Source organism: Methylobacterium sp. J-090, from assembly GCF_022829345.1.
Taxonomy (GTDB): domain Bacteria; phylum Pseudomonadota; class Alphaproteobacteria; order Rhizobiales; family Beijerinckiaceae; genus Methylobacterium.
The window spans coordinates 44,335-67,608 of record NZ_JAKSXV010000089.1 but is presented as its reverse complement, the minus strand read 5'-3'; the positions used below and the strand labels follow the sequence as shown (position 1 = coordinate 67,608).

The following is a 23,274-nucleotide window of genomic DNA, read 5'->3' as shown; positions in this document are numbered from 1 at the left end:
CCATCCCGATCGATGAGGCCGAATGGTGCGCCGGGCTGCCTGCGTGGTGACTCCGGCGGACATCTCGGCCGCGCCTTCGGGAGGCACCGGCCCGGCGGGCGACTTCGTGGCGGCGCCCGTGCGGCGGCGTCGGCGTGACGGCGCGGTGCGGCGCGAGGCGGTTCTCGATGCCGGCCTCGCGGTCTTCTCGACCCGCGGCCTGCACGGGGCGAGCCTCGACCGGATCGCCGAGCGCGCCGGGCTCTCGAAGGCCAACCTGCTCTATTACTTCTCCTCGAAGGAGGCGCTCTACGTCGCCGTGCTGCGGCGCGTGCTCGATGTCTGGCTCGATCCGCTCCAGGCGCTCGATGCGCGACGCGAACCGGCGGAGGCCCTCGGGGCCTACATCCGCGCGAAGGTGACGCTGTCGCGCGACGCGCCGCAGGCATCCCGCCTCTTCTGCCTGGAGATCGTCCGGGGCGCGCCGCTCCTGCGGGCCGAACTCGAGGGCGACGTGCGGGCCCTCGTCGACGCCAAGGCGGCCGTGCTGAGCGGCTGGATCGCGCAAGGGCGGATCGCGCCGCACGACCCCCATCACCTGATCTTCTCGATCTGGGCCATCACCCAGCACTATGCCGATTTCGCCGTGCAGGTGAACGCGATCACCGGCCGCGACCTGTCCGACGCGGATTTCTTCGAACGGACCGTCGCCAGCACGCAGAGGCTGATCCTGGCGAGCCTCGGCCTCCCCTGATTCGAGGCGCGCGCCGGGGCCGGGATGGTCCGGCGATCAGGTTCGCCGCACGCGTGGGCAGATGCGGCGCACCGCGCGGGCACCCGGCGGAGAGTTTGTGCAAATGGTCAAACTTCGCGATTTAAGATTTGACCGCTTGGATCGAGCGGCCATTCTCGTGGAATGCAGCAAAGCTCCGGATCGTTCCGGCACCCTGCGGCATCGAGCTTGACGTCTTCCATGCAACCGCATGGCGCGATGGCATCAAACTGCGAGGTGGCGATGACCGAGCCCATGAACATCGGCGTCTTCATTCCGATCGGCAACAACGGCTGGCTCCTTTCGGAGAACGCGCCGCAATACATGCCGAGTTTCGAGCTGAACAAGCAGGTGACGTTGAAGGCCGAAGGCTACGGGTTCGACTTCGCGCTCTCGATGATCAAGCTGCGGGGGTTCGGCGGCAAGACCGAGTTCTGGGACCACAACCTCGATTCGTTCACGCTGATGTCGGGGCTCGCCGCCGTCACCAGCCGGATCAAGCTCTACGCCACCGTCCCGACGCTGTGCCTGCCGCCGGCCATCGTCGCCCGGATGGCGTCGACCATCGACTCGATCTCGAACGGCCGCTTCGGCCTCAACCTGATCACCGGCTGGCAGAAGCCGGAATACGCCCAGATGGGCCTCTGGCCCGGCGACGAGTACTTCTCGCGGCGCTACGAGTATCTGTCGGAATACGCACAGATCCTGCGCGATCTGTGGGAGACCGGCCGCAGCGACCGCAAGGGCGATTTCTTCCAGATGGACGATTGCCGCCTGAGCCCGCGCCCGCAGGCGGAGATGAAGATCATCTGCGCCGGCCAGAGCAGCGCCGGCATGGCTTTCACCGCGACCTATGCCGACTACAATTTCTGCTTCGGCAAGGGCGTCAACACGCCCACCGCCTTCGCCCCGACCGTGGCGCGGCTGGAGGAGGCCAAGGCGAAGACCGGCCGCGCGGTCTCGTCCTACGTGCTCTTCATGATCATTTCCGACGAGACCGACGAGGCGGCCCACGCCAAGTGGGAGCACTACAAGGCCGGCGCCGACGAGGACGCGATCGCCTGGCTCGGGGTGCAGGGCTCGGCCGACACCAAGTCGGGCGCCGACACCAATGTCCGCCAGATGGCCGATCCGACCTCCGCCGTGAACATCAACATGGGCACGCTGGTCGGCTCCCACGCCACCGTCGCGCGCCTGCTCGACGAGGTCATGACGGTGCCGGGCACCGGCGGCGTGCTCCTCGTCTTCGATGATTTCCTGAAAGGCCTCGACGCGTTCGGGCAGAAGATCCAGCCGCTGATGGCGACGCGCCGGCACATCGCCGGAGACGTGGCCCCGCTGGCGGAGGTGGCGTGATGCAGGGCGACGCCCCCGCCGGGTACCGCGACGCGGCTGGCCGCTCCGGCAGCGTGACCCTCGCCGCGCGGCCGGAGCCGATCGCCTTCGATCCGGCGGCGAGCGCCCTCATCGTCGTCGACATGCAGAACGCCTACGCGACGAAGGGCGGCTATCTCGATCTCGCCGGCTTCGATGTCTCGGCCACGGGGCCGGTCATCGAACGGATCGCCGAGGCCGTCGCGGCCGCCCGGGCGGCGGGAATGCTTGTGATCTGGTTCCAGAACGGCTGGGACGCGGACTACGTCGAGGCCGGCGGACCGGGTTCGCCGAACTGGCACAAGTCGAACGCGCTCAGGACGATGCGCCGGCGCCCGGAGATGAACCAGCGGCTGCTCGCCAAGGGCACCTGGGACTACGCCTTCGTCGACGCGCTGACGCCGGAGCCGGGCGACATCGTCCTGCCGAAGCCGCGCTACAGCGGCTTCGCCAACACCGCCCTCGACAGTATGCTCAGGGCGCGCGGCATCCGCACCCTGATCTTCACCGGCATCGCCACCAACGTTTGCGTGGAATCGACCCTGCGCGACGGCTTCTTCCTCGAATATTTCGGGATCGTGCTGGCCGACGCGACGCATCAGGCCGGGCCGCCGAGCCTGCAGGAGGGCGCGCTCCTCAACATCGAAACCTTCTTCGGCTGGGTCTCCGACGTCGACGCCTTCGCGGCGGCGCTCGCCTCCGCCGCGTGATCGCCAACCGAAAGTCCCAGAGCGATGCCGAAAACCGTCGTGATCCCGCCCGGCACCGGCAAGCCGCTGGCGCCCTACGTCCCCGGGACGCTCGCCGACGGCGTGCTCTACGTATCGGGCACGCTGCCCCTCGATGCGGAGGCCAACGTCGTCCATGTGGGTGACGCGAGCGCGCAGACCCGCCACGTCCTGGAGACGATCAAGGGCGTGGTCGAGGCCGCCGGCGGCACCATGGACGACGTCACCTTCAACCACATCTTCCTGAAGGATTGGGCCGACTACGCCGCGATCAACGCCGTCTACGCCACGTATTTTCCCGGCGAGAAGCCGGCGCGCTACTGCATCCAGTGTGGCTTGGTGAAACCCGAGGCGCTGATCGAGATCGCGTCGGTCGCGCATCTCGGGGCCGGCTGAGCGGATGGCCGCGCCGGTCCATCACGCGGTCCACGGCCGGGCCGGGGGGCGAACCGTGCTGCTCTCGCCGGGACTCGGCGGCTCAGCGGGCTATTTCGCGCCGCAACTGCCGGCCCTGGCCGAGCGCTTCCGCGTGGTCGCCTACGATCATCGTGGCACGGGCCGCTCGCCCGGTCCGCTGGAGCCCGGCCACGACATCCCGGCCATGGCGGAAGACGTGCTGGCCCTCCTCGACCGGCTCGACATCGCGGCGGCCGACATCGTCGGGCACGCCCTCGGCGGCCTGATCGCGCTGCAGCTGGCCCTCGCCCACCCCGAGCGGGTCGGGCGCATCGTCGTCGTCAACGGCTGGGATGCCATGGACCCGGCGACCCGGCGCTGTTTCTCCGCCCGCAAGGCGTTGCTGACCGAGGCCGGCCCCGAGGCCTTCGTCCGGGCCCAGGCGACCTACCTGTATCCGGCGCCCTGGATCTCGGCGAACGCCGATCGCCTCGCCGCGGACGAGGCCCATGCCCTGGCGCATTTCCCCGGCGCCGACACCGTTCTCGCCCGCATCGCCGCGCTCGAAGCGTTCGACCTGACGGGACGCCTCGGCGGGGTGCCGCACGAGACCCTGGTGATGGCCGCGCGCGACGACGTCCTCGTGCCGTTCACCGCTTCCGAGCGGCTCGCCGCGGGGCTGCCGAACGCGGGCCTCGATCTCGCCCTCGACGGCGGCCACGCCCACTCGGTGACGCGGGCCGAGGCCGTCACCGGGACGCTTCTGGGCTTCCTCGATCGACCGTGACGGCGGCCGACGCCCGGGACCCCGCGCCCCAGGACCCCGCGCCAAGGAATGCTACGCCAAGGAATCCTACGCCAAGGAACCCCGCGCGGCGCTCGAGCCAGGTCGGCACCCGCATCGCGAAGCGATCAATCGGACTTCGTAAGACCGATCCGATGGTCGTCGTGTCGTATCAGGGCACGCATCGATGACGCCGACACGGGGGTCGACGCGTCGATGACGCTCACACGGGGTTCTACGCGTCGATGACGCTGACATGGGCCGCGACGACCTTCCAGCCATCGGGAAACCGCAGCCAGGTCTGGCTCTGCCGCCCGATCCGATCCGGTGCGCCCGCGCGCGTGAACAGCGTCATCGCCACGGCGCAGTCTCGTCCGTAGGTGGTGATGACCGTGCCCGAGAGGTCGCGGGCGAGGCCTTGCGGCGAGCGGGACCGGCGGAAGGCGCGGATCGCGTCCATGCCGTACAGGTTCTCGGCCCCGCCGTAGCGGATGGTGCGGGAATCGTCGTGGAACAGGGCTTCGAGCGTCGCGACGTCGTTGCCGACCAGCGCCGCCTCGTAGTGGGCGAACGCGGCCTCGACCTCGGCCTTCACCAGGGGATCATCGATCAGCATCGGGGTCACGCGAGGTTCGCGACGGGCGCGCGGACGATGCCCGCGCGTTCGAGGTACCGGGCGACCCGGAAGGCGAGGTCCTCGCGCCAGGGCGCGGCGATGATCTGCACGCCGAGGGGCAGGCCTCCATCGAGCCAGACCGGCGCGGCGACGACCGGGAGCCCGATGAACGAGATCGGCTGGGTGAACAGGCCGACATTCGCCCGCACCGGCAATTCGACGCCATCGAGGACGAACGTGGTCTGGCCGGAGCGCGGCGCCCGGCAGGGCGTGCAGGGCGCGAGGATGATGTCCACCTCGCGGAACAGGTCGAGTACCGCCGCGCGGTACCAGCGCCGGAAGCGCTGGGCCCGTTCGACGAGGGGCGCGGGCAGCATGGCCCCGGCGATGAGCCGGTCCCTGACGGCCGGATCGAAGTCGCCCGCCCGCGCGCGCAGGCGGTCGAGGTGCAGGGCCGCGCCCTCGGCGGCGGTGATGAGGTAGGCCGAAGCCCGGGCCCGCGCCGCCTCCGGGATCTCCACCGTGCGGGTGCAGGACAGGGCGCCGGCCACCGCCGCGACGGCCGCGAAGGCGTCGGCCTCCCCGCCGCGCGCGAAGAACCCCCCCGCCACGGCGATCCGCAGATCCGCCACGCCCGCGTCGAGGCTCGGACGGACGGGCTCGGGGTCCCGCCGGGCGGCGGCGGGGTCCGCCGGGTCGGGGCCCTGCATGGCATCGTAGGCGAGGGCGAGGTCGCCGGCCGAGCGGCCCATGGGCCCGAGGTGGTCGAGGCTGCCGACGAAGGGAAAGCTGCCGGCGCGGCTGAGGCGCCCGTAGGTCGGTTTGAGGCCGAAGCAGCCGCAGAAGGCCGACGGCACCCGGATCGAGCCGTTGGTGTCGGAGGCGAGCGCCAGGGGCACGAGACCCGCCGCCACCGCCCCGCCGGACCCGCCGGACGAGCCCCCGGACATGCGGCCGGGATCGTGCGGGTTGCGGGTGTTGCCGTCGTGGATGTTCTCGCCGGTGAAGTCGTAGGCGTACTCGCCCATGTTGAGGGCGCCGACGAGGATCGCCCCCGCGGCTTCCATGCGGGCGATCAGCGTCGCGTCCCGCTCCGCCGGCGCCCGCTCCCGGTTGATCCGCGACCCGGCCCGCGTCGGCAGTCCGGCGATGTCGAAGAGGTTCTTGGCCGCGAAGGGCACGCCCGCCAGGGGGCCGAGGGGCGTGCCCCGGTCGCGGGCCGTGTCGAGGCGGTCGGCGCCGGCCAGCGCACGGTCCGCCAGGACCGCGGTGAAGGCGTTCACGGCCGGATCGATCCGGCCGATCCGATCGAGGGCGGCCGCGACGACCGTCCGGGCGCGCACCGAACCGTCCGCGACGGCGGCCGCGATGGACGCGGCCGGCGCAAGGCTCCAATCCCGGTTCCCATCCTGCTCGCTCACGGGACTGTGCCTCATGCCGCGAAGACCGGCGCGGCCTCGGCCTCGTCCGGCAGGGGGAAGGCGCCGACGAGATCGGCGGCGGCGTGGAGGACGCGCAGGTTGGCCGCGATCATGGGCATCCAGGCCGGATCGATCGGCAGGCCGAGCAGGCCGGCGACGGCCCGGGCGTAGGTGTCCGGATCGAAGGCCGGGTCGTTTGGTGTGTCGGTCATGCGTCTCCCCGGCGCGATCGAGCGACGGCGATCGAGCGATGGCATCCTGGCAAATCCTATTCCGCCGGCGCGTGGACCGGCCGCGTCATCGACGGGACCGGGACCGCGCCGCGGGCCGCCACGAAGAGCAGGGCCGCGACGAGCATATAGGCGAGCGCCAGGGTCGGCGTCACGGCAAAGCCGACGGCGGGCCCGTGCATGAAGCCGAAGAAGGTCAGCACCCCGCCGGCCGCCGCGAAGGCCGCGGCCCGAAGGAAATCGCGCTCGATGATGAAGGTCGCGATGGCGCCCAGGATCAGGCCTCCGAGGATCGCGCCTTCGCCGAGTACCGCGAGCCCGTGATAGAGCACCCCGACCTGGCCCAGCCGGTCGAGGCCGACCGCCGCGGCGCTGGTGCCGGCCGCCCCGAGCGCCCCGTCGATCAGGGTCTTGGCCCAGGCCGCGAGATGCGGCGCGAAGGCGAGCACGATGGCGGGCGCGTGGGAATGCGGCGTCTCCTGGAAGGCCTGCGCCCCGATCAGCATGCCGATGTAGAGCAGGATCGGCGAGATCGCGACGATGGGCACCACGCTGGAGATCAGCGAGATCAGGTTCAGCCAGGCGAGAAGCAGCACGACGAGGCCGGTGGCGAAGGAATAGCCGATGCGCCCGCCCATGGCCTTCCAGCCGGGATGGCCGATATAGACCGCGTTGATGAAGGGGTTGCCCATCAGGCAGCCGATCAGGCTGACCGCGCCGTCCGCCGTGAGCACCCGCGTGGTCGGGTAGGCATCGCCCGCGACCTCGGCGCTCTCGACGTTGTCCATCGCCTCGACGAGGTCGTAGATGCCGAAGGGGATCGCCGTCACCAGGATGATCCCGATGAACTCGAAGCCGCCGAAGACGTGACCGAGGGCCGGCAGCGGTACTGAGAACCCGATGCCCGAGAGCGCGCTCGTCAGGCCGGGACCGCTGACCCCGCCGATGTCGATCCCGACGAGCTTCGCCCCCCAGGCGACGGCCATGCCGAACAGGATGGCCACGAGGCCGGCCGGAAGGCGGCCGGGGTAGCGGACGCCGCCGAACCACGCGAGCAGGATGATGGCGAAGGCGACGACGCCGATCACCGGCGTCTGGATCAGCTCCAGCGCCGGGCGCATGGCGATGAAGGTGACGGAGACGCCGGCAAGCGTGCCGAGCAGCGCCGCGCGCGGCGTGATACGGCGGATGACGGGGGCGACGAACCCGCCGATCATCAGCATGAAGCTCTGGATGAACACCCAGGCGAGGCCCGCCTCCCAGGCCTTCACCGGATCGCCGGTGGAGAGCTTGATCGGCAGCATGATCACGAAGACCACGATGAACATGTGCGGCACGCTGATGCCGGAGGGCAGGGCGCAGACGTCGTCGCGGCCGGTCGTCCTGGCGAGGCGGTAGCCGAGCCAGCCGTAATAGGCGGTCGAGAGGAACAGCATCAGCCCGATGGCGGGCAGGATGCGCCCGAAGGTGATCGCGTCGGGCATGCCGAGGACGAAGCGCAGCAGGCCCGTCAGCACCAGCATGTTGACGAGGATGTTGGTGCCGAAGCCGAAGAAGGCGTTCCAGTCGCCCGGAACCCAGAGGGCCGGGCGGCCGGGTGCGCCGGCTGGACTCGTCGTGCCGCTCGCCATGATGCCCTCCGATCGGTCCGGCGGGGCGCGCGCCCCCCGGGAAAACGGGTCAGCCGTGGCGGCCGAGGGCGGCGATGACGCTGCCCGAATCGGAGACCCAGCCGAAGATGCCGCCCTGCGCCTTGATCATCGCGAGGCCGGCTTCGTGGAATTCGGGGATGTACGACCCGCAGGCATCGGCGATGACGACGCAGCGATAGCCCCGGTCGTTGGCCTCGCGGACCGTCGTGTGCACGCAGACCTCGGTGGTCACGCCGCAGACGAGGAGCGTCGCGATGGTGCGGGCCGCGAGGATGTCGGCGAGGTCGGTGGCGTAGAACGCGCCCTTGCCCGGCTTGTCGACGACCGGCTCGCCCGGCCGCGGTGCGAGGGCGGGAACGATGTCGTGCCCGGGCTCGCCGCGGATCAGGATGCGTCCCATCGGACCGGGCTGGCCGATCCGCGCCGTCGGCTCGCCGCGCTCCAGCTTGGCCGGCGGCGCGTCGGAGAGGTCCGGACAGTGGCCCTCGCGTGTATGCACCACGAGGAGGCCAGCGGCCCGCGCCGCGTCGAGTACCGCCCGGCACGGCGGCACGGCGGCGGCCAGGAGGGAGACGTCGTTGCCGAGGCTCTCCCCGAAGCCCCCGGGCTCCAGGAAGTCGCGCTGCATGTCGATGATGACGAGGGCCGTGCGCGACGCGTCGAAGGGGAGCGGGGACGGCTGGGCTTCGATGACGCTGGGCATGCGCAGGGCCTCGCGGGGCCGTCGAGTCGGATCGACCGGCCCCAATCATGTATGCAAGTCGGCCGAAACGCGTGCCCAAACCGCACACATCCGTGCGCGAAGTTTCGGCCTCCGTGGCCATCGCGTGTGCACACCGTCGCGGCGCGGCACCGGACGCCGGAGCCTTCAGCGCGGCGGGCGCGCCTTGCTCGCACGAGCGGGCGCGGCGCTCCGCGACCGGCGGTCCCGCACCCGCTCGCCGGCCGCTTCGCGCGCGGCGGCACTTCCGGCGTCGAGCATCTCGAAGGCGTCCTCGACCACGCTCATATGGACCAGCATCGCCGAGTTCGCGGCCGCCGGGTCGCGGGCGAGGACGGCGCGGACCACGAGGCCGTGCTCGGCATGCGAGCGGGCGAGCCGCCCCGGCGCCTGGAACTGGATGCGACGGTACGGCGTCAGCCGCCGCCGCAGGTTGCGGGCGATCTCGTCGATCACCGAATTGTGGGCGCCCGCGTAGAGAAGGCTGTGGAAGTCCCCGTTGGCGAGGACGTAGCCGTCGTGGTCGCCCGCCTCGGCGAGGCCGCCCATGCGCTCGTGCAGGGTCCGGAGCTGCCCGCGCTCCGCCGGCGTCATGCTCAGGGTCGAGAGGCGCGCGCAGGTCGCCTCGATCTCGCCCATGGCGATGAACAGCATGTCGAGCTGGTCCGGCGTGATCGTCCGCACGGTCGCGCCGAAGCGCGGGCGCAGGTCGATGAGTCCGGTGCCGTTGAGCAGCCGCAGGGCATCGCGCACCGGGGTCCGCGAGACACCGAAGCGCTTGGCCAGGATCTGTTCGTCGAGATGGGTGCCGGGCGCGAATTCGCCCGACAGGATGGCGTCGGCGATCGTATCGGACAGGCTCTCGGAGCGGGTGGGGGACGCAGGCACTGGGGTCTCGGTTCCCGACACGCAATCGGCGCAAGGGCAGCGTGCGCACCGTTGATTAGGACGAGTTCCCCCGCCCCGCAACGGCGTCACCCGCCCGGGCGGGTGTCCCGGCGCACGGCCGCCGTGGGGGCATCTGTTGCGGTTATGTGACGGCGGGCTCCGACGTCGCGCCGATGGCCCGCCCTGGCACGTCGGTTGCGGCCCGCTTCGCAGATTTTGCGGATGAGGAGATCCACGATGGTCGCCAGGGGGTTCACGGCCGCGGCTCTGTCGCTGGGCATGATTGGTTGCGGTATGGCCGCCGATCTCGATTCGAAGAAGCCGAACGTGGCGGAGGCGGCGCCGATGAAGGAGCCGTCCTTCTTCCTGTTCTCGGACACGCAGGTGAGCTTTCGCTACCAGTTTCCGGCGGCCGAGCCGGGTGTGCAGATCCAGCGGGCGGATGGCAGCTTCCGCAACCGCGACATCCCGAAATACATCACCAACATCTCGCACGCCGATGCCTGGGCGTACGGCACGAACTTCTTCTCCCTCGATATCCTGAAATCGACCTCGCAGGACCCGGCCGGGACCACCAACGCCCCGGGCGGTTTCGCGCAGTACGACAGCGGCGCCACCGAAGCCTACGGCCTCTATCGCGGTACCCTGAGCCTGAACGCGCTCACCGGCACCAAGGCCTTCACCGTTGCGGGCCTCATCAAGGACGTGTCGCTGTCCTACGGCTTCGACGCGAACACGAAGAACACCGCTTTCGGCCCGAAGAAGCGCGACGTCGTCGGCGGCCTGACCTTCTCGGTCGACGTGCCCGCCGGCTTCCTGAACATCAGCGCCCACGCCTACAAGGAATGGAACCGCAACGGCTTCAACGTCGGCGGCGACCGCGACGTCAGCTTCGACACCGTTCCCGAGTTCGAGATCGTCTACAATTTCCCGATCACCTTCTTCCCGAACCTGCCCCTGAGCCTCGCCGGCTTCAACAACATCGTCACGCCCAAGGGCAAAGGCATCCGGGACCCGTTCAACTATCCGGGCGGCTACTATCCCGGCACGGGCGTCGAGTTCCTGTCGCGAACGAACCTCGTACTCGACGTCGGCAAGATGGTCTGGAACCAGCCCAACAAGCTCGATGCCTTCATCGGCTTCCAGTACTGGCTGAACAAGTTCGGCAACGTCGACCGCACGACCTTCAAGGGCAACGAGGAGAAGAGCTTCCTCGCCGGCATCGCGTTCCACATCTTCTGAGGGTGGGCCGCGCGGCCCGAACTATGCTCTCCTGCGGGGACACGCGGAATCGGGAGTCGGGATGAACGAGCACATGGGCGGGGACCGCCGTCTCTGGATCAGGGACCCCCTGGCGATCCTCGCGGCGGATTCCGCCGGCGGGATCGTCGTCGAGGGGACGCGCATCGTCGAACGCGTGCCCTCGGGCGGCCGGCCGGCGGCGCCGGTCCACGAGACCCTCGACGCGTCGCGCCACGTGGTGATCCCCGGCCTCGTCAACACCCATCATCACTTCTTCCAGACCCTGACCCGCGCCCACCCGCTGGCGATCAACAAGCCGCTGTTTCCCTGGCTGCAGGCGCTCTACACGGTCTGGGACAGGCTCAATCCGGAGGCGTTCCGCCTCGCCACGCGTCTGGCCTACACCGAGCTGCTGCTGTCGGGCTGCACCACGGCGGGCGACCATCACTACCTGTTCCCGAAGGGGCTCGAGGCCTCCGTCGACATCCAGGTCGAGGAAGCGCGGGCGCTCGGCATCCGCGCCTTCGTCACCCGCGGCTCCATGAGCCTGTCCGTGCGCGACGGCGGGCTCCCGCCGGACGCCCTCGTGCAGGACGACGACACGATCCTCGCCGACAGCGAGCGGGTGCTGTCCCTGTTCCATGATCGCAAGCCCGGCGCGATGGTGCAGATCGGGCTCGCCCCGTGCTCGCCCTTCAACGTGACGAAGCGGCTGATGCGCGAGAGCGCGATGCTCGCCGAGCGCCACGATTGCCGCCTGCACACCCATCTCGGCGAGACCCTCGACGAGGACGCCTTCTGCCTCGCGACGTTCGGGCAGCGGCCCGTCGACTACCTCGAGGAGGTCGGCTGGATGAGCCCGCGCGCCTGGCTCGCCCACGGCATCCACTTCAACGACGACGAGGTTGCCCGCCTCGGCAGGGCGGGCGTCGGCGTGTGCCACTGCCCGACCTCGAACATGACCCTGGCGTCGGGCCAGTGCCGGACCTGCGAACTGGAAGCCGCCGGCTCCCCCGTGGGCCTCGGCGTCGACGGCTCCGCCTCGAACGACAGTTCGAACCTCATGGAGGGTGTGCGCCACGCCCTGATGCTGAACCGCCTCACCTACGGGGCGGAGCGGGTCACCCATCTTGATGCGCTCCGCTGGGCCACGGAAGGCTCCGCCGCCTGCCTCGGGCGCTCGGACATCGGGCGGATCGAGGAGGGACGGGAGGCGGACCTCGCCCTGTTCACCCTCGACGAACTGCGCTTCTCCGGCAGCCACGATCCCCTCGCGGCCCTGGTCCTGTGCGGCGCGCACCGGGCCGACCGGGTGATGGTCGCCGGGCAGTGGCGGGTGATCGACGGGCACCCGGTCGGCCTCGACACGCACCGGCTCCGCGAGGAGCACAGCCGGCTCGCCCTGCACCTGTTCGGCGCGGTCTGAGATGGAGGCCGTCCGCTCCCTTTCCGCCCCTGTGCCGCGCGCGAAGGCGGGGCCGACGCCCCTGTTCGGTGCCTACGGCATCGTCAAGCGGTTCGGCAGCTTCACGGCAAACGACGGCGTCGATCTGGAGATCCGGGCCGGCGAGATCCACGCCCTCCTGGGCGAGAACGGGGCCGGCAAGTCGACCCTGATGAAGATCCTCTACGGCCTGCTCGAGCCGACCGAGGGCGTCGTCACCCACAAGGGCGACATCGTGCAGCTGCCGAACCCGGAAGCCGCCCGCCAGCTCGGAATCGGCATGGTGTTCCAGCATTTTTCGTTGTGCGAGAATCTGACGGTCGCCGAGAACATCGCCCTCGTGATGCCGAAGGATCTCTCGGGCCGGGCGCTGGCCGACCGCATCGCCAGGCTCGGCATCGATTACGGCCTGCATCTCGAACCGGACCGTCCGGTCTGGTCGCTCTCGGCGGGCGAGCGGCAGCGCATCGAGATAGTCCGCTGCCTGCTGCAGGACCCGAAGCTCGTCATCCTCGACGAGCCGACCTCGGTGCTCACCCCCGGCGAGGCCGAAGCGCTGTTCACCGTCCTGGAGCGCCTGCGCCAGGAGGGCAGGGCCCTGCTCTACATCTCCCACCGCCTCGACGAGGTGCGGCGGCTTTGCGTGCGCGCCACCATCCTGCGGGCCGGCAAGGTCGTCGGCACCTGCAACCCCCGGGAGGAGACTGCCCGCTCGCTCGCCGCGATGATGGTGGGCAACGCGGTCCGCGCGGTGACGCCGCAAGAGGGTGCAACCCTCGGCAAGGAGCGTCTGCGCCTCGATCGTCTCGCCCTCCCCGCCCCCGGCCTGCACGCCACGGCGCTGCGCGACGTGTCGCTGAGCGTCGCGGGCGGCGAGATCCTCGGGATCGCGGGAATCGCCGGCAACGGGCAGGCCGAACTCTTCGCTGCGCTCTCGGGCGAGACCCGCGCTCCGGACCGGGAGGCCGTGCGCCTCGACGGCGCGCCCGTGGGCGCCCTCGGCATCAACGCGCGCCGGCGCCTCGGCGCGGGGTTCGTGCCGGAGGAGCGCAACGGCCACGCCGCCGCGCCCCTCATGAGCCTGTCCGAGAACGCCCTGCTCTCGCGCCACCCGACCGCCCCGTTGACCCGGTTCGGCCTGATCCGGCCGGGGGCCGCGCGCGACCTCGCCAGACGCGTGATCGAGGCCTTCGACGTGCGCAAGGCGGGCCCCGATCCCGCCGCCGGCACCCTGTCGGGCGGCAACCTCCAGAAGTTCGTGGTCGGCCGCGAGATCCTGGCCGAGCCCGGCGTGCTCGTGATCAACCAGCCGACCTGGGGCGTCGATGCCGCCGCCGCCGCCCACATCCGGCAGGCGGTCATCGATCTGGCCGCGCGCGGGGCCGCGATCCTCGTCATCAGCCAGGACCTCGACGAGCTGTTCGAGATCGCCGGCTCCATCGCCGTGCTGCACGACGGCACGCTCTCGGCGGCGGTGCCGTCGGCCGAGACGACCCGCGAGGCGGTCGGCCTGCTCATGGGCGGATCGAGCGACGCGGCCCCGGCCCCCGCCCCCTGACCGGGAGACCCCATGCGCCTCGACCTCGTGCCCCGTACACGCCGCGCCCCGGTGCTCGACATCCTCTCGCCGGCCCTCGCCTTCGCGGCGGCGGTGGTGATCGGCGGCGTCATGGTGGCGGCCCTTGGCGTCTCGCCGGCCGACGCCTTCGTGACCTACTTCGTCGCGCCCCTGAGCGAGGTCTGGTCCCTGCAGGAGATCGCCCTGAAGGCCGCCCCCCTGGCCCTCATCGCCACCGGGCTCGCCTTCTGCTACCGCGCCAACCTCTGGAACATCGGCGCCGAGGGCCATTTCGTGGTCGGCGGCCTCGCCGGCGGCTGGGTCGGCGTCGCGACGCACGGCGCGGCGGGCTTCACCCTCTGGGTGCTGCCCGCGATGCTCGTCGCCGGGGCGCTCGCCGGGGCCGCCTACGCGCTGATCCCGGCTGTCCTGAAGGTCCGCCTCGGCGTCTCCGAGATCCTGACGAGCCTGATGCTCGTCTACGTCGCCCAGCTCCTGCTCGACTACATGGTCCGCGGCCCCTTGCGCGATCCGGCGGGCTACAACTTCCCCCAGAGCGTCGGCTTCGACGCGGCGGCGCGCCTGCCCTACCTCATGGAGGGCGAGACCCTGCATGCGGGCGTGCTCATCGCGTTCCTCGCCGTGGCGCTGGCGGCCGTGGTGCTGGCCCACACCCTGTTCGGCTTCGAGGTCCGGGTCGTCGGGGCGAGCCCGCGGGCGGCGCGCTTCGCCGGCTTCTCCGACGCGCGCCTGACCCTGTCCGTCTTCGCCATCTCCGGCGGGGCCGCGGGCCTCGCCGGCATCGTCGAGGTCGCGGGGAAGATCGGGCAGCTCCAGCCCGAGATCTCGCCGGGCTACGGCTTCACCGCGATCATCGTCGCGTTCCTCGGGCGGCTCTCGCCGCCCGGCATCCTCGTCGCCGCCCTCGTCATCGCGCTCACCACCATCGGCGGGGAGGGCGCGCAGATCGACCTGAAGCTGCCCCTCGACCTGACCCGCGCCTTCCAGGGCCTGCTGCTCGGCCTCGTCCTCGGGGCCGACGTGTTCGCCCGCTACCACGTCCGCCTCGTGCCGGGGGGGCCGTCGGGCCGCCCGGCGTCGTGAGTCTGCTCGAACGAGGCCGGAGCCGGTCATGACCCTCGATATCGTCCAGATGGTCCTCGTCACGGTGCTGGCGGCCGCGACTCCCCTGATCCTCGCCGGCATCGGCGAACTCGTCGCCGAGCGCTCGGGCGTGCTCAACCTCGGTGTCGAGGGGATGATGATCTTCGGCGCCGCCGTCAGCTTCGCCGTGGCGATGCAGACCGGCTCGACGGTCCTCGGAGCGCTCGGCGGCGCCGGCGCGGGCCTGCTGCTCGCCGCCCTGTTCGGCATCCTCACCGTCGGGCTCGCGGCGAACCAGGTCGCCTCCGGCCTCTCGCTCACCATCCTCGGGCTCGGCCTGTCGGGGCTGGTGGGCGCGAACTACGTCGGCATCAAGCGCGATCCGGCGCCCCACCTCGCGATCCCCGGCCTCACGGACCTGCCCGGGATCGGTCATCTGGTGTTCGGGCAGGACGGGTTCGTCTACGCGGCGGTCGCCCTGGTCGCCGCCGTGTCGTGGTTCCTCTGGCGCACCCGCGCCGGCCTGATGCTGCGCGCCATCGGCGACGATCACGTCGCGACCCATGCGCTCGGCCTGAAGGTGCGCCGGGTCCGCTTCCTCTCCGTCCTGTTCGGGGGGGCCTGCGCCGGTCTCGGCGGGGCTTACCTCGCGCTGGCCTACACGCCGTTCTGGTCGCCCGGCATGACGGCGGGCCGCGGCTGGATCGCGCTGGCCCTCGTGGTGTTCGCCTCGTGGCGGCCCCTGCGGGTCGCGGCGGGCGCCCTCCTGTTCGGCGGGGCGACAGTCCTCCAGCTCCACGCCCAAGCCGCCGGCCTCGGCCTGCCGGGCCAGTTCCTGTCGGCGCTGCCCTACCTCGCCACCATCCTGGCCCTGGTCTTGCTCTCCCTCGGGCAGCGCCAGGGCGGTTCGCTGGCGCCCGCCGCCCTCGGACGCGTCTTCACACCGAGCCGGTGAACCGCGCCCGCGACCGACCGGATCAGCTTTCGAGAAGGACACCACGATGGGGCGTATGTTGACGGGACTCGGCGGTGCGCTCCTGCGCGGGGCGCTTCTGGGCGCCGCGCTCGCGGTCGGGGCGGGCTCGGCCGTGGCGGCCGACAAGCTGAAGGTCGGGTTCGTCTATGTCGGCCCGGTCGCCGATTTCGGCTATTCCTACCAGCACGATCTCAGCCGCAAGGCGCTGGCCGCGGCGATGCCCGACAAGGTCGAGACCACCTTCCTCGAGAACGTGCCCGAGGCCGACAGCGAGCGCTCCATCGAGAAGCTTGCCCGGTCCGGCGCCGGCCTGATCTTCACGACCTCGTTCGGCTTCATGGAGCCGACCCTGAAGGTCGCCAAGAAGTTCCCGAAGGTGAAGTTCGCGCACGCCACCGGCTACAAGCGCTCCGACAACGTCGCGACGTATTCCGCCCGCTTCTACGAGGGCCGCTACGTCTGCGGGAAGATCGCCGGCAAGCTCTCGAGATCCGGCACCGTCGGCTACATCGCGTCCTTCCCGATCCCGGAAGTGGTGAGCGGCATCAACGCCTTCATGCTCGGCGCGCAATCGGTCAACCCGAACATCAAGATCAAGATCGTCTGGGTGAACACCTGGTTCGATCCCGGCAAGGAAGCGGAGGCGGCCAAGGCCCTGCTCGCCCAGGGCGCCGACATCCTCACCCAGCACACCGATTCGGCCGCCCCGCTGCAGGAGGCCGAGAAGCAGGGCAAGCTCGCCTTCGGCCAGTCCTCCGACCAGTTCCGCTTCGCCCCGAAGGCCCAGCTCACCTCGATCACCGACGACTGGAACGGCTACGTCATCGCGCAGGCCAAAGCGGTCCTCGACGGCACCTGGAAGAGCGGCGACACCTGGGGCGGGATCAAGGACGGCATGGTGGTGCTGGCGCCCTTCACCAACATGCCCGACGACGTGAAGGCCATGGCCGAGGAGACCAGCACGGCCATCGCCGCCGGCAAGCTTCACCCCTTCACCGGGCCGGTGGTGAAGCAGGACGGCACCCTCGCGGTGAAGGAGGGCGACACCGCGCCCGACCCCATGATCCTCGGCATGAACTGGTACGTGAAGGGCATCGACGACAAGCTGACCCAGTAACCCGACCGGTCGGGCATCGCGAAAACCAAAACCCCGCCGGAGCGATCCGGCGGGGTTCTGGCGATCGGCGAAGGTCGGCGATCAGGGGCGCGGCGGGGGCGCCCGGTCGGGCGGCAGGGCGTCGGACGGCGGAAGAACCGGTTCGCCGACGCCGCGCGGCGCCGGGATGGCATCGCCGCTCCGGATCGCCTCCCGCTCGTTGCGAGGGCCGGCGATGCCCTCGGTGCCACCGGGGGCCGTGGCCGGGTCGACACCGGCGGGCGCGCCGGTCGACTGGGCAAACGCCGCACCGCCCAGACCCAAAACTCCGCCGAGACCGAAGACCCCGCACAGGGCGAGGACAGACATCGTCAGACGCATGATCGATAACCTTCCAAAAAGAGTCGGAGCGAATAGGCGAGTTCGTCGTCTCCCGATGAAAATCCATGCGGGACCGGAGACGTTCCTCGGGGTGACACGTTGCGTGAGCTTCAACGGCGACGGTGGCTCCTGTGACGGCGCGCGGCCCGGCCGCGAAGGCCGCCCGGCGCCGTGACGCGGGACTGCCCCGCCGGTGGTGTCAGGCTGGCCTGCGCCCGCGCGCCCGACGCTCCGCCGAGGACGCCCCCGCCGAACAGGCCGCCGGCGAAGAGCCAGACCACCAGGGGAAGGCCGAAGCCGAGGGCTCGGGACGGACGCATGCGCTACGCTCCTGACGCCGGCCGCGCGCCGGATCTGCACGCGTTCGCAGCAAGAGCTATGCCGGGGCCCGTCGCCGATTCGGCCGCGAGTCGACACCCGGATCGGAGGCGACGCCCGGATCAGCTGCCGCGATAGGTCTGATAGCTCCACGGGGTCGCCACCAGGGGCACGTGATAGTGGCCCTCCGGGTCCCCGACGCCGAAGCGCAGGGGCACGATGTCGAGGAAGGGCGGCTCGGGCAGGGCGGGACCGTGGGCGGCCCCGACCCGGCGAAAGTGGTCGCCGAGCCCGAAGCGCAGTTCGTAGGTCGCCATCGGCACGGGCCGTCCGTGGATCAGGGGCAAGTCGGTGCGGCCGTCGGCGTTGGTCACCGCGCGGGCGACGACCGCCGTTTCCGTGGCCGAGACGAACTCGACGAGTTCGACGGCCACCCCGGCGGCGGGCCTGCCCTGGACGGTGTCGAGGACGTGGGTCGAGATCCGGCCCGTGGTGGTCAGCGGCCCGGCGCCGGTCACCAGGGCATTCAGGCGGATCGCGGCGATCCGCATCACCTCGGCCTCGGCAGTCCGTCGTTCCGCGTCGGGAGACGAGGCCAGCCGGCTCTCGACGTTCGCGAGAAGGGAGGCGCGGCCGTGCCGCCCGACGCAGAGGATGAAGGGAAGCCCGAACCTTTCGCGGTAGGCCGCATTCAGCGCCGCGAAGCGGGCGTACTCGGCCTCCGACAGGCGATCGAGGCCGGCCGCCGCCTGCTCCGCCACGGCGTCGGGGGCGATGGTGCGGGACCGCGCGGCGGGTCCGGCGAGGTCGGGATACCCCGCGAGCAGGGCGAGCCGCCGGGCGTCCGAGGCCCCCTGGACCCCGTCGCGCAGGGCGCGGAACAGGGCCTCGACGGTGGGGAAGGGCCGCTGCGCCGCGGCACCCTCGGCCACCCACGGCGCGTGCGCGAGGACGGCGCCCAGCGCCGCCACGAAATCGGGGATCGGAGCGTCGTTCAGAGCTGCGAGCGTCGATGCCATGACGGCCGGGTCCCCCTCTGGAAGCGGGCGATGGCGGCGCATCGCCGGACCGAACGGTGCAGGCAACGGGCCATCCCGGCCGCCCGGCTCGGGCTCCCGCTTGGCACACGCTTTGCCCGGTCGCAACGGCATCCCCGGCGAGGGAACCGCTCACGGCGGCAGAGGCATCGATTCCATGAACAGCGCCCCCACCATCGCCGCCCCTTCCGATGCGGTCGTCGAGCCCACGGGCCCCGTCCCCCTCGGACCCGCCACGGCGCCGGTGGCGAATGTGGCGCCCATCGCCCTCGGCCTGCTCGGCTTGCAGCACGTCCTGGTGATGTATGCCGGCGCCGTGGCGGTGCCGCTGATCGTCGGGCGGGCCCTGAAGCTGCCGCCGGAGCAGGTCGCGATGCTGGTCAGCGCCGACCTGTTCGCCTGCGGCCTCGCCACGCTCCTGCAGAGCTGGGGCCTGCCGGGCATCGGCGTGCGCATGCCGGTGATGATGGGCGTCACCTTCGCGGCCGTCACGCCCATGATCGCCATGGGCACCAATCCCACGATCGGCCTGACGGGCATCTACGGTGCCGTGATCGCGGCGGGCCTGTTCGCGTTCCTCGTCGCCCCCCTCATCGGACGGCTCCTGCCGCTGTTCCCACCGGTGGTGACCGGCACGATCATCCTGGTGATCGGCGTATCCCTGATGAAGGTCGGCGTGAACTGGGCGGCCGGCGGCGTCGGCAATCCCGATTACGGCGCGCCGGTCTACCTCGCCATCGCCACCTTCGTGCTCGGCGTGATCCTGGCGATCACCCGATACGGCACGGGCTTCGTCAATTCGGCCTCGGTGCTCATCGGCATCATCGTCGGGACGCTCGTCGCCGCCGCCTTCGGGCTGGTCGATCTCGGCCACGTCGCCACGGCCTCCTGGTTCGACGTGGTCCGGCCCTTCGCGTTCGGCTGGCCCACCTTCGATCCCGTCTCCGTCGTCACGCTCTGCATCGTGATGATCGTGGTGATGATCGAGTCCACCGGCATGTTCCTGGCGCTGGCCGAGATCTGCGCCGATCCCGTCGACGAGAAGCGCCTGACCCGGGGCCTGCGCGGCGACGGGCTCGGCACGATCATCGGCGGCGTCTTCAACACCTTCCCCTACACCTCGTTCTCGCAGAACATCGGTCTCGTGGGCGTCACCGGCGTGCGCACGCGCTACGTCGCCGTGGTCGGCGGGTTCATCATGCTGGGCCTCGGCCTGATCCCGAAACTCGCCGCCCTCGTCGAGGCGGTGCCGCAATGCGTGCTCGGCGGGGCCGGTCTCGTGATGTTCGGCATGGTCGGCGCCACCGGCGTGCGCATCCTGGGGGCCGTGGATTTCGCCGCCAACCGCAACAACCTGTTCGTCGTCGCGGTGTCCGTCGGCTTCGGCATGATCCCGCTGGTCGCCCCGGCCTTCTTCAAGCAGATGCCCCACGCGCTCCATCCGCTGCTCGAATCGGGCATCCTGCTCTGCGCCCTCGCGGCGGTGACCCTGAACCTGTTCTTCAACGGCCTCACCAACCGGGGGGCCGCGCGCGCGGCCGCCCGGCATCAGGCGGCCTCCGCCGAGCATTGAGAATCATCCGTCCGGCCCGTCTTTCCTGGAGAGAACCATGCCCCTGACCGCCTCCACCTACGGCAAGGGCCGCGTTCGGGTGATGCGGCTCACCCGCGACGGCGACCACCACACCCCGCGCGAGCTCTCCCTCACGGTGCTGATGAAGGGCGCCTTCGACGCCGCCTGGACGGGGGCCGACAACCGGGCCTGCGTCGCCACCGACAGCGTGAAGAACATCGTCAACGTAGTGGCGGCCCAAAACCTCTCCCTCGACAAGGAAGCCTTCGCCGACGCCGTCGCCAGGACCTTCCTCGACACCTACCCGCAGATCGCGGAGGTGCAGGTCGAGGGCTGGGAGACGCGCTGGCTGCGCCACGCCATCGCGGGCGCGCCGCACGGCCACGTCTTCATCCTCGACGGCAACGGAACGGCCTATGTCCGGCTGGTGGCGCGCCGCGACGGGGCCGTGCTGCAATCGGGCCTGCGCGGCTTCACCTTCATGAAGACCACGCAGTCGGGCTGGGCCGATTTCGTCGAGGACCGCTACCGCACCCTGGCGGACACCACCGACCGCATCGCCGCCACTGCCATGGACGCGACCTGGACCTGGACGCGCACGCCTGCCGACATGACGGCGCGCAACGCCCGGGTGCTCGAGATCCTGATGGACGTCTTCGGCACGACCTACAGCGCCAGTGTCCAGGACAGCATGTACCGCATGGGCGAGGCGGTCCTGGCCGCCATCCCGGAGATCGCCGAGATCGGCTTCGCCATGCCGAACAAGCACTACATCCCCATCAACCTGACCCCGTTCGGCCTCGAGAACCCGGGCGTGGTGTTCCTGCCGACCGACGAGCCCCACGGGCAGATCGAGGCGACCATCGGGCGCGGCTGAGGCGCGCCCTCCACCCCGGGGGGTCTGGACGTGGCCGCTTGAAACCGTCCCGTCGGCGAGCGGTGGTTCATCGAGAACGCGAGACGGACAAGTCCGGCTCGCGCGATGCCGAGCGGCGCGATCGGGGAAAGACCCATGCCATGATCGGAGGAAGTTGGACAGAAAACCGGCAGTGCACGATAAGACACTGTCCTCATTGATATTTTTCCCAATCTTTCTGCCGGCAGGCCGCAGGTCGCCTGCGCGGTGCATCAAGTTGATGCATACGTCTTGCGCAGGATGTGTTGCTTTTCGATGCGCCGCTGCACAAATTTCAGGAACTCGGATCGCCATCCGGCCTTCTCCCAGGCCACGGCCCCGAACCTGGGAATTCATCCATGACCGCACGCATCCTCGTGGGCGCCGCCCTCGGCCTCGCCCTTTCCAGCGCCGCTCTCGCACAGAGCTACACCGCACCGGCGGGTATTCCGGCCGCGACCGCACCGGGCGGGCTTGACGGACAGGCGGGGGCCCGCAATCTCGGTGCGATCACGGGTCGCTCCGTCCGCTCCGCGCCCGGTCGCGTCGTCGAGGACGGTGTGTCCACCACCGGCTCGGTGAGGGGCTCGGCGGTGCCGCGCGGCCGCGCCCTCGACTGACGCCGATCAAGCCTCTTCGAGCGAAGAAGGGCCGGCAGCCTCGATGGGGCCGCCGGCCCTTTTTTGCGGTCGCGGGGTGCGGCCCGGCCGGCCCGGCCGGCCCTGTCCCGTCCGGAGCGGAGGCGGACATCCCATGCCGCGGTGGACCCGCGCATTCCGCGCCGGGCTGATCGAAAACTGTGCATACACGGCCGTCGGAATGGGCGGCCGACGGAGACGATTGCGGAGTTTCGCAGAGCAAACCCGCCGGCCGCACTGCCGAAAGTCTTGGCTTCTTCGTGCCGTCGCGACGGCTTAGATTTCGTTCCATCGCAGCGATGCGAGTCGATCTGGAACGGATGCCGTGACCGCACGCTCTTTCTCCCGCAGATACCTTCTCGGTGGTGCCGGCGCCCTGTCGCTCGGCCTGCTGCCCTTCGGCCGGGCCCGGGCCGCCGGTGCCCTGACGGTGGGATTCATCTATGTCGGGCCCAAGGACGATTACGGCTACAATCAGGCCCACGCCCAGGCCGCGAAGGCCCTGAAAGGCATGCCGGGCCTCGAGGTGATCGAGGAGGAGCGCGTCCCCGAGACCAAGGCCGTCGAGAAGACCATGGAGAGCATGATCAACCTCGACGGGGCGACGCTGCTGTTCCCGACGTCGTTCGGCTATTACAGCCCGTATCTCCTCGCCGAGGCGAAGAAGAACCCGAAAATCCAGTTCCGCCATTGCGGCGGGCTCTGGTCGGAGAAGGACCCGAAGAACGCCGGCTCCTACTTCGGCTACATCGCGCAGGGCCAGTATCTCAACGGCATCGTCGCCGCGCATGCGTCGAAATCGAAGAAGATCGGCTTCGTCGGGGCCAAGCCCATCCCGCAGGTCCTGAACAACATCAACGCCTTCCTGCTCGGCGCCCAGAGCGTCGATCCGTCCATCACCTGCCAGGTGATCTTCACCGGCGAGTGGTCGCTGGCCGTCAAGGAGGCGGAGGCCACGAACGCGCTGATCGACGGCGGCGCCGACGTGATCACCTGCCACGTCGACAGCCCGAAGGTCGTAGTCGAGACGGCGTCCCGGCGCGGGGCCTTCGTCTGCGGCTACCATGTCGACCAGTCGCCGCTGGCACCGCAGAAGTATCTCACCGGCGCCGAGTGGAACTGGCTGCCGATCTACAAGGATTTCATCGCGGCGATGCAGGCGGGCAAGGTTCCGCAGAACTTCGTGCGCGGCGGCCTCGCGGACGGCTACGTCAGGATGAGCCCCTACGGCCCCGGCGTGAGCGAGGCGGCCGCCAAGAACGCCGACGCGGTCAAGGCCGAAATGATGAAGGGCGGCTACGCCATCATCAAGGGGCCGCTCAAGGACAACACCGGCAAGGAGATCCTCGCCGCCGGCACGGCCTACCCCGAGAAGGCGGCCGAGCTGGAAAGCACCAACTACCTCGTCGCCGGCGTGAAGGGCTCGGTCTGACGCACCCGCCGGCCGAACA

General features: G+C 70.5%; 24 protein-coding genes. 15 read left to right on the top strand and 9 right to left on the bottom strand.

Annotated elements, in window-relative coordinates; translation table 11 throughout:
- Positions 1 to 22 precede the first annotated feature (22 nt).
- The 5 genes from rutR (at position 23) to rutD (ending at position 4,036) form a co-directional block, all read left to right on the top strand.
- Complete coding sequence (gene rutR / locus MKK49_RS15405) at positions 23 to 733, top strand: HTH-type transcriptional regulator RutR (RefSeq protein ID WP_244029908.1); 711 nt, start codon at positions 23 to 25, stop codon at positions 731 to 733.
- Between the two features lie 273 nt (positions 734 to 1,006).
- Entirely contained in the window at positions 1,007 to 2,107 is a 1,101-nt protein-coding gene (rutA, locus tag MKK49_RS15400; protein ID WP_244030194.1) for a pyrimidine utilization protein A, read from the top strand.
- Positions 2,107 to 2,835, top strand: a complete 729-nt coding sequence (rutB, locus tag MKK49_RS15395) for a pyrimidine utilization protein B (RefSeq protein WP_244029906.1) — start codon at positions 2,107 to 2,109, stop codon at positions 2,833 to 2,835. The genes rutA and rutB overlap by 1 nt, the downstream gene beginning before the upstream one ends.
- 24 nt (positions 2,836 to 2,859) lie before the next feature.
- A complete protein-coding gene (rutC, locus tag MKK49_RS15390) occupies positions 2,860 to 3,249 on the top strand; it encodes a pyrimidine utilization protein C (protein ID WP_244029904.1) in 390 nt (129 codons plus the stop codon).
- A 4-nt stretch (positions 3,250 to 3,253) separates the two neighbouring features.
- A complete protein-coding gene (gene rutD, locus MKK49_RS15385; protein ID WP_244029902.1) occupies positions 3,254 to 4,036 on the top strand; it encodes a pyrimidine utilization protein D in 783 nt (260 codons plus the stop codon).
- A 232-nt stretch (positions 4,037 to 4,268) separates the two neighbouring features.
- Here the strand turns inward: rutD and hpxZ are convergent, their stop codons facing one another.
- The 6 genes from hpxZ to MKK49_RS15355 all read right to left on the bottom strand — a co-directional run bounded on the left by hpxZ (position 4,269) and on the right by MKK49_RS15355 (position 9,561).
- Positions 4,269 to 4,649, bottom strand: a complete 381-nt coding sequence (gene hpxZ, locus MKK49_RS15380; protein ID WP_244029899.1) for an oxalurate catabolism protein HpxZ — start codon at positions 4,647 to 4,649, stop codon at positions 4,269 to 4,271.
- Positions 4,650 to 4,654: 5 nt separating this feature from the next.
- Positions 4,655 to 6,070 carry an AtzE family amidohydrolase gene (locus MKK49_RS15375; RefSeq protein ID WP_244029897.1) on the bottom strand — a complete coding sequence of 472 codons (1,416 nt, stop codon included), beginning with the start codon at positions 6,068 to 6,070 and terminating at the stop codon, positions 4,655 to 4,657.
- Between the two features lie 11 nt (positions 6,071 to 6,081).
- A complete protein-coding gene (locus tag MKK49_RS15370; protein WP_244029895.1) occupies positions 6,082 to 6,282 on the bottom strand; it encodes a DUF4089 domain-containing protein in 201 nt (66 codons plus the stop codon).
- A 56-nt stretch (positions 6,283 to 6,338) separates the two neighbouring features.
- Positions 6,339 to 7,931 carry a regulator gene (locus tag MKK49_RS15365; RefSeq protein ID WP_244029893.1) on the bottom strand — a complete coding sequence of 531 codons (1,593 nt, stop codon included), beginning with the start codon at positions 7,929 to 7,931 and terminating at the stop codon, positions 6,339 to 6,341.
- 49 nt (positions 7,932 to 7,980) lie between these two features.
- Positions 7,981 to 8,655 carry a cysteine hydrolase family protein gene (locus tag MKK49_RS15360; protein ID WP_244029891.1) on the bottom strand — a complete coding sequence of 225 codons (675 nt, stop codon included), beginning with the start codon at positions 8,653 to 8,655 and terminating at the stop codon, positions 7,981 to 7,983.
- Between the two features lie 165 nt (positions 8,656 to 8,820).
- Entirely contained in the window at positions 8,821 to 9,561 is a 741-nt protein-coding gene (locus MKK49_RS15355; RefSeq protein ID WP_244029888.1) for a GntR family transcriptional regulator, read from the bottom strand.
- Between the two features lie 237 nt (positions 9,562 to 9,798).
- Between MKK49_RS15355 and MKK49_RS15350 the strand changes: the two genes are divergently transcribed.
- The 6 genes from MKK49_RS15350 to MKK49_RS15325 all read left to right on the top strand — a co-directional run bounded on the left by MKK49_RS15350 (position 9,799) and on the right by MKK49_RS15325 (position 17,002).
- On the top strand, positions 9,799 to 10,803 hold the full coding sequence (locus MKK49_RS15350) for a hypothetical protein (RefSeq protein ID WP_244029886.1): 1,005 nt from the start codon (positions 9,799 to 9,801) through the stop codon (positions 10,801 to 10,803).
- A 61-nt stretch (positions 10,804 to 10,864) separates the two neighbouring features.
- Positions 10,865 to 12,229 carry an 8-oxoguanine deaminase gene (locus tag MKK49_RS15345; RefSeq protein ID WP_244029884.1) on the top strand — a complete coding sequence of 455 codons (1,365 nt, stop codon included), beginning with the start codon at positions 10,865 to 10,867 and terminating at the stop codon, positions 12,227 to 12,229.
- Position 12,230: 1 nt separating this feature from the next.
- Entirely contained in the window at positions 12,231 to 13,805 is a 1,575-nt protein-coding gene (locus MKK49_RS15340) for an ABC transporter ATP-binding protein (protein ID WP_244029882.1), read from the top strand.
- Positions 13,806 to 13,817: 12 nt separating this feature from the next.
- Positions 13,818 to 14,909, top strand: coding sequence for an ABC transporter permease (locus MKK49_RS15335; protein ID WP_244029880.1), 1,092 nt, complete (start codon positions 13,818 to 13,820; stop codon positions 14,907 to 14,909).
- 28 nt (positions 14,910 to 14,937) lie between these two features.
- Positions 14,938 to 15,864, top strand: coding sequence for an ABC transporter permease (locus tag MKK49_RS15330; protein ID WP_244029878.1), 927 nt, complete (start codon positions 14,938 to 14,940; stop codon positions 15,862 to 15,864).
- 55 nt (positions 15,865 to 15,919) lie between these two features.
- Positions 15,920 to 17,002 (top strand): BMP family ABC transporter substrate-binding protein, encoded by a 1,083-nt coding sequence (locus tag MKK49_RS15325; protein ID WP_409565087.1) that lies wholly within the window; start codon positions 15,920 to 15,922, stop codon positions 17,000 to 17,002.
- 81 nt (positions 17,003 to 17,083) lie between these two features.
- Here MKK49_RS15325 and MKK49_RS15320 read toward each other — a convergent pair whose 3' ends face one another.
- The 3 genes from MKK49_RS15320 to uraD all read right to left on the bottom strand — a co-directional run bounded on the left by MKK49_RS15320 (position 17,084) and on the right by uraD (position 18,699).
- Positions 17,084 to 17,362: a hypothetical protein gene (locus tag MKK49_RS15320; RefSeq protein WP_244029873.1), complete on the bottom strand. Its 279-nt coding sequence runs from the start codon at positions 17,360 to 17,362 to the stop codon at positions 17,084 to 17,086.
- Positions 17,363 to 17,472: 110 nt separating this feature from the next.
- Complete coding sequence (locus MKK49_RS15315; protein WP_244029871.1) at positions 17,473 to 17,682, bottom strand: hypothetical protein; 210 nt, start codon at positions 17,680 to 17,682, stop codon at positions 17,473 to 17,475.
- A 120-nt stretch (positions 17,683 to 17,802) separates the two neighbouring features.
- Positions 17,803 to 18,699 carry a 2-oxo-4-hydroxy-4-carboxy-5-ureidoimidazoline decarboxylase gene (gene uraD / locus MKK49_RS15310; protein ID WP_244029868.1) on the bottom strand — a complete coding sequence of 299 codons (897 nt, stop codon included), beginning with the start codon at positions 18,697 to 18,699 and terminating at the stop codon, positions 17,803 to 17,805.
- A 175-nt stretch (positions 18,700 to 18,874) separates the two neighbouring features.
- Here uraD and MKK49_RS15305 point away from each other — a divergent pair, with 175 nt between their 5' ends.
- The 4 genes from MKK49_RS15305 to MKK49_RS15290 all read left to right on the top strand — a co-directional run bounded on the left by MKK49_RS15305 (position 18,875) and on the right by MKK49_RS15290 (position 23,255).
- Entirely contained in the window at positions 18,875 to 20,290 is a 1,416-nt protein-coding gene (locus MKK49_RS15305; protein WP_244029867.1) for a nucleobase:cation symporter-2 family protein, read from the top strand.
- A gap of 37 nt (positions 20,291 to 20,327) precedes the next feature.
- On the top strand, positions 20,328 to 21,167 hold the full coding sequence (gene pucL, locus MKK49_RS15300) for a factor-independent urate hydroxylase (protein WP_244029864.1): 840 nt from the start codon (positions 20,328 to 20,330) through the stop codon (positions 21,165 to 21,167).
- 377 nt (positions 21,168 to 21,544) lie between these two features.
- Positions 21,545 to 21,805 carry a hypothetical protein gene (locus MKK49_RS15295; protein WP_244029862.1) on the top strand — a complete coding sequence of 87 codons (261 nt, stop codon included), beginning with the start codon at positions 21,545 to 21,547 and terminating at the stop codon, positions 21,803 to 21,805.
- Between the two features lie 343 nt (positions 21,806 to 22,148).
- On the top strand, positions 22,149 to 23,255 hold the full coding sequence (locus tag MKK49_RS15290) for a BMP family ABC transporter substrate-binding protein (protein WP_409565083.1): 1,107 nt from the start codon (positions 22,149 to 22,151) through the stop codon (positions 23,253 to 23,255).
- Positions 23,256 to 23,274: the final 19 nt, after the last annotated feature.

What these genes read in the sequence shown, in the direction of transcription:
- rutR (WP_244029908.1), top strand. Translation starts at nt 23, where the DNA reads ATGGTGCGCCGGGCTGCCTGCGTGGTGACTCCGGCGGACATCTCGGCC.
- rutA (WP_244030194.1), top strand. Translation starts at nt 1,007, where the DNA reads ATGAACATCGGCGTCTTCATTCCGATCGGCAACAACGGCTGGCTCCTT.
- rutB (WP_244029906.1), top strand. Translation starts at nt 2,107, where the DNA reads ATGCAGGGCGACGCCCCCGCCGGGTACCGCGACGCGGCTGGCCGCTCC.
- rutC (WP_244029904.1), top strand. Translation starts at nt 2,860, where the DNA reads ATGCCGAAAACCGTCGTGATCCCGCCCGGCACCGGCAAGCCGCTGGCG.
- rutD (WP_244029902.1), top strand. Translation starts at nt 3,254, where the DNA reads ATGGCCGCGCCGGTCCATCACGCGGTCCACGGCCGGGCCGGGGGGCGA.
- hpxZ (WP_244029899.1), bottom strand. Translation starts at nt 4,649, where the DNA reads ATGCTGATCGATGATCCCCTGGTGAAGGCCGAGGTCGAGGCCGCGTTC.
- MKK49_RS15370 (WP_244029895.1), bottom strand. Translation starts at nt 6,282, where the DNA reads ATGACCGACACACCAAACGACCCGGCCTTCGATCCGGACACCTACGCC.
- MKK49_RS15365 (WP_244029893.1), bottom strand. Translation starts at nt 7,931, where the DNA reads ATGGCGAGCGGCACGACGAGTCCAGCCGGCGCACCCGGCCGCCCGGCC.
- MKK49_RS15360 (WP_244029891.1), bottom strand. Translation starts at nt 8,655, where the DNA reads ATGCCCAGCGTCATCGAAGCCCAGCCGTCCCCGCTCCCCTTCGACGCG.
- MKK49_RS15350 (WP_244029886.1), top strand. Translation starts at nt 9,799, where the DNA reads ATGGTCGCCAGGGGGTTCACGGCCGCGGCTCTGTCGCTGGGCATGATT.
- MKK49_RS15345 (WP_244029884.1), top strand. Translation starts at nt 10,865, where the DNA reads ATGAACGAGCACATGGGCGGGGACCGCCGTCTCTGGATCAGGGACCCC.
- MKK49_RS15340 (WP_244029882.1), top strand. Translation starts at nt 12,231, where the DNA reads ATGGAGGCCGTCCGCTCCCTTTCCGCCCCTGTGCCGCGCGCGAAGGCG.
- MKK49_RS15335 (WP_244029880.1), top strand. Translation starts at nt 13,818, where the DNA reads ATGCGCCTCGACCTCGTGCCCCGTACACGCCGCGCCCCGGTGCTCGAC.
- MKK49_RS15330 (WP_244029878.1), top strand. Translation starts at nt 14,938, where the DNA reads ATGACCCTCGATATCGTCCAGATGGTCCTCGTCACGGTGCTGGCGGCC.
- MKK49_RS15325 (WP_409565087.1), top strand. Translation starts at nt 15,920, where the DNA reads ATGTTGACGGGACTCGGCGGTGCGCTCCTGCGCGGGGCGCTTCTGGGC.
- MKK49_RS15320 (WP_244029873.1), bottom strand. Translation starts at nt 17,362, where the DNA reads ATGCGTCTGACGATGTCTGTCCTCGCCCTGTGCGGGGTCTTCGGTCTC.
- MKK49_RS15315 (WP_244029871.1), bottom strand. Translation starts at nt 17,682, where the DNA reads ATGCGTCCGTCCCGAGCCCTCGGCTTCGGCCTTCCCCTGGTGGTCTGG.
- uraD (WP_244029868.1), bottom strand. Translation starts at nt 18,699, where the DNA reads ATGGCATCGACGCTCGCAGCTCTGAACGACGCTCCGATCCCCGATTTC.
- MKK49_RS15305 (WP_244029867.1), top strand. Translation starts at nt 18,875, where the DNA reads ATGAACAGCGCCCCCACCATCGCCGCCCCTTCCGATGCGGTCGTCGAG.
- pucL (WP_244029864.1), top strand. Translation starts at nt 20,328, where the DNA reads ATGCCCCTGACCGCCTCCACCTACGGCAAGGGCCGCGTTCGGGTGATG.
- MKK49_RS15295 (WP_244029862.1), top strand. Translation starts at nt 21,545, where the DNA reads ATGACCGCACGCATCCTCGTGGGCGCCGCCCTCGGCCTCGCCCTTTCC.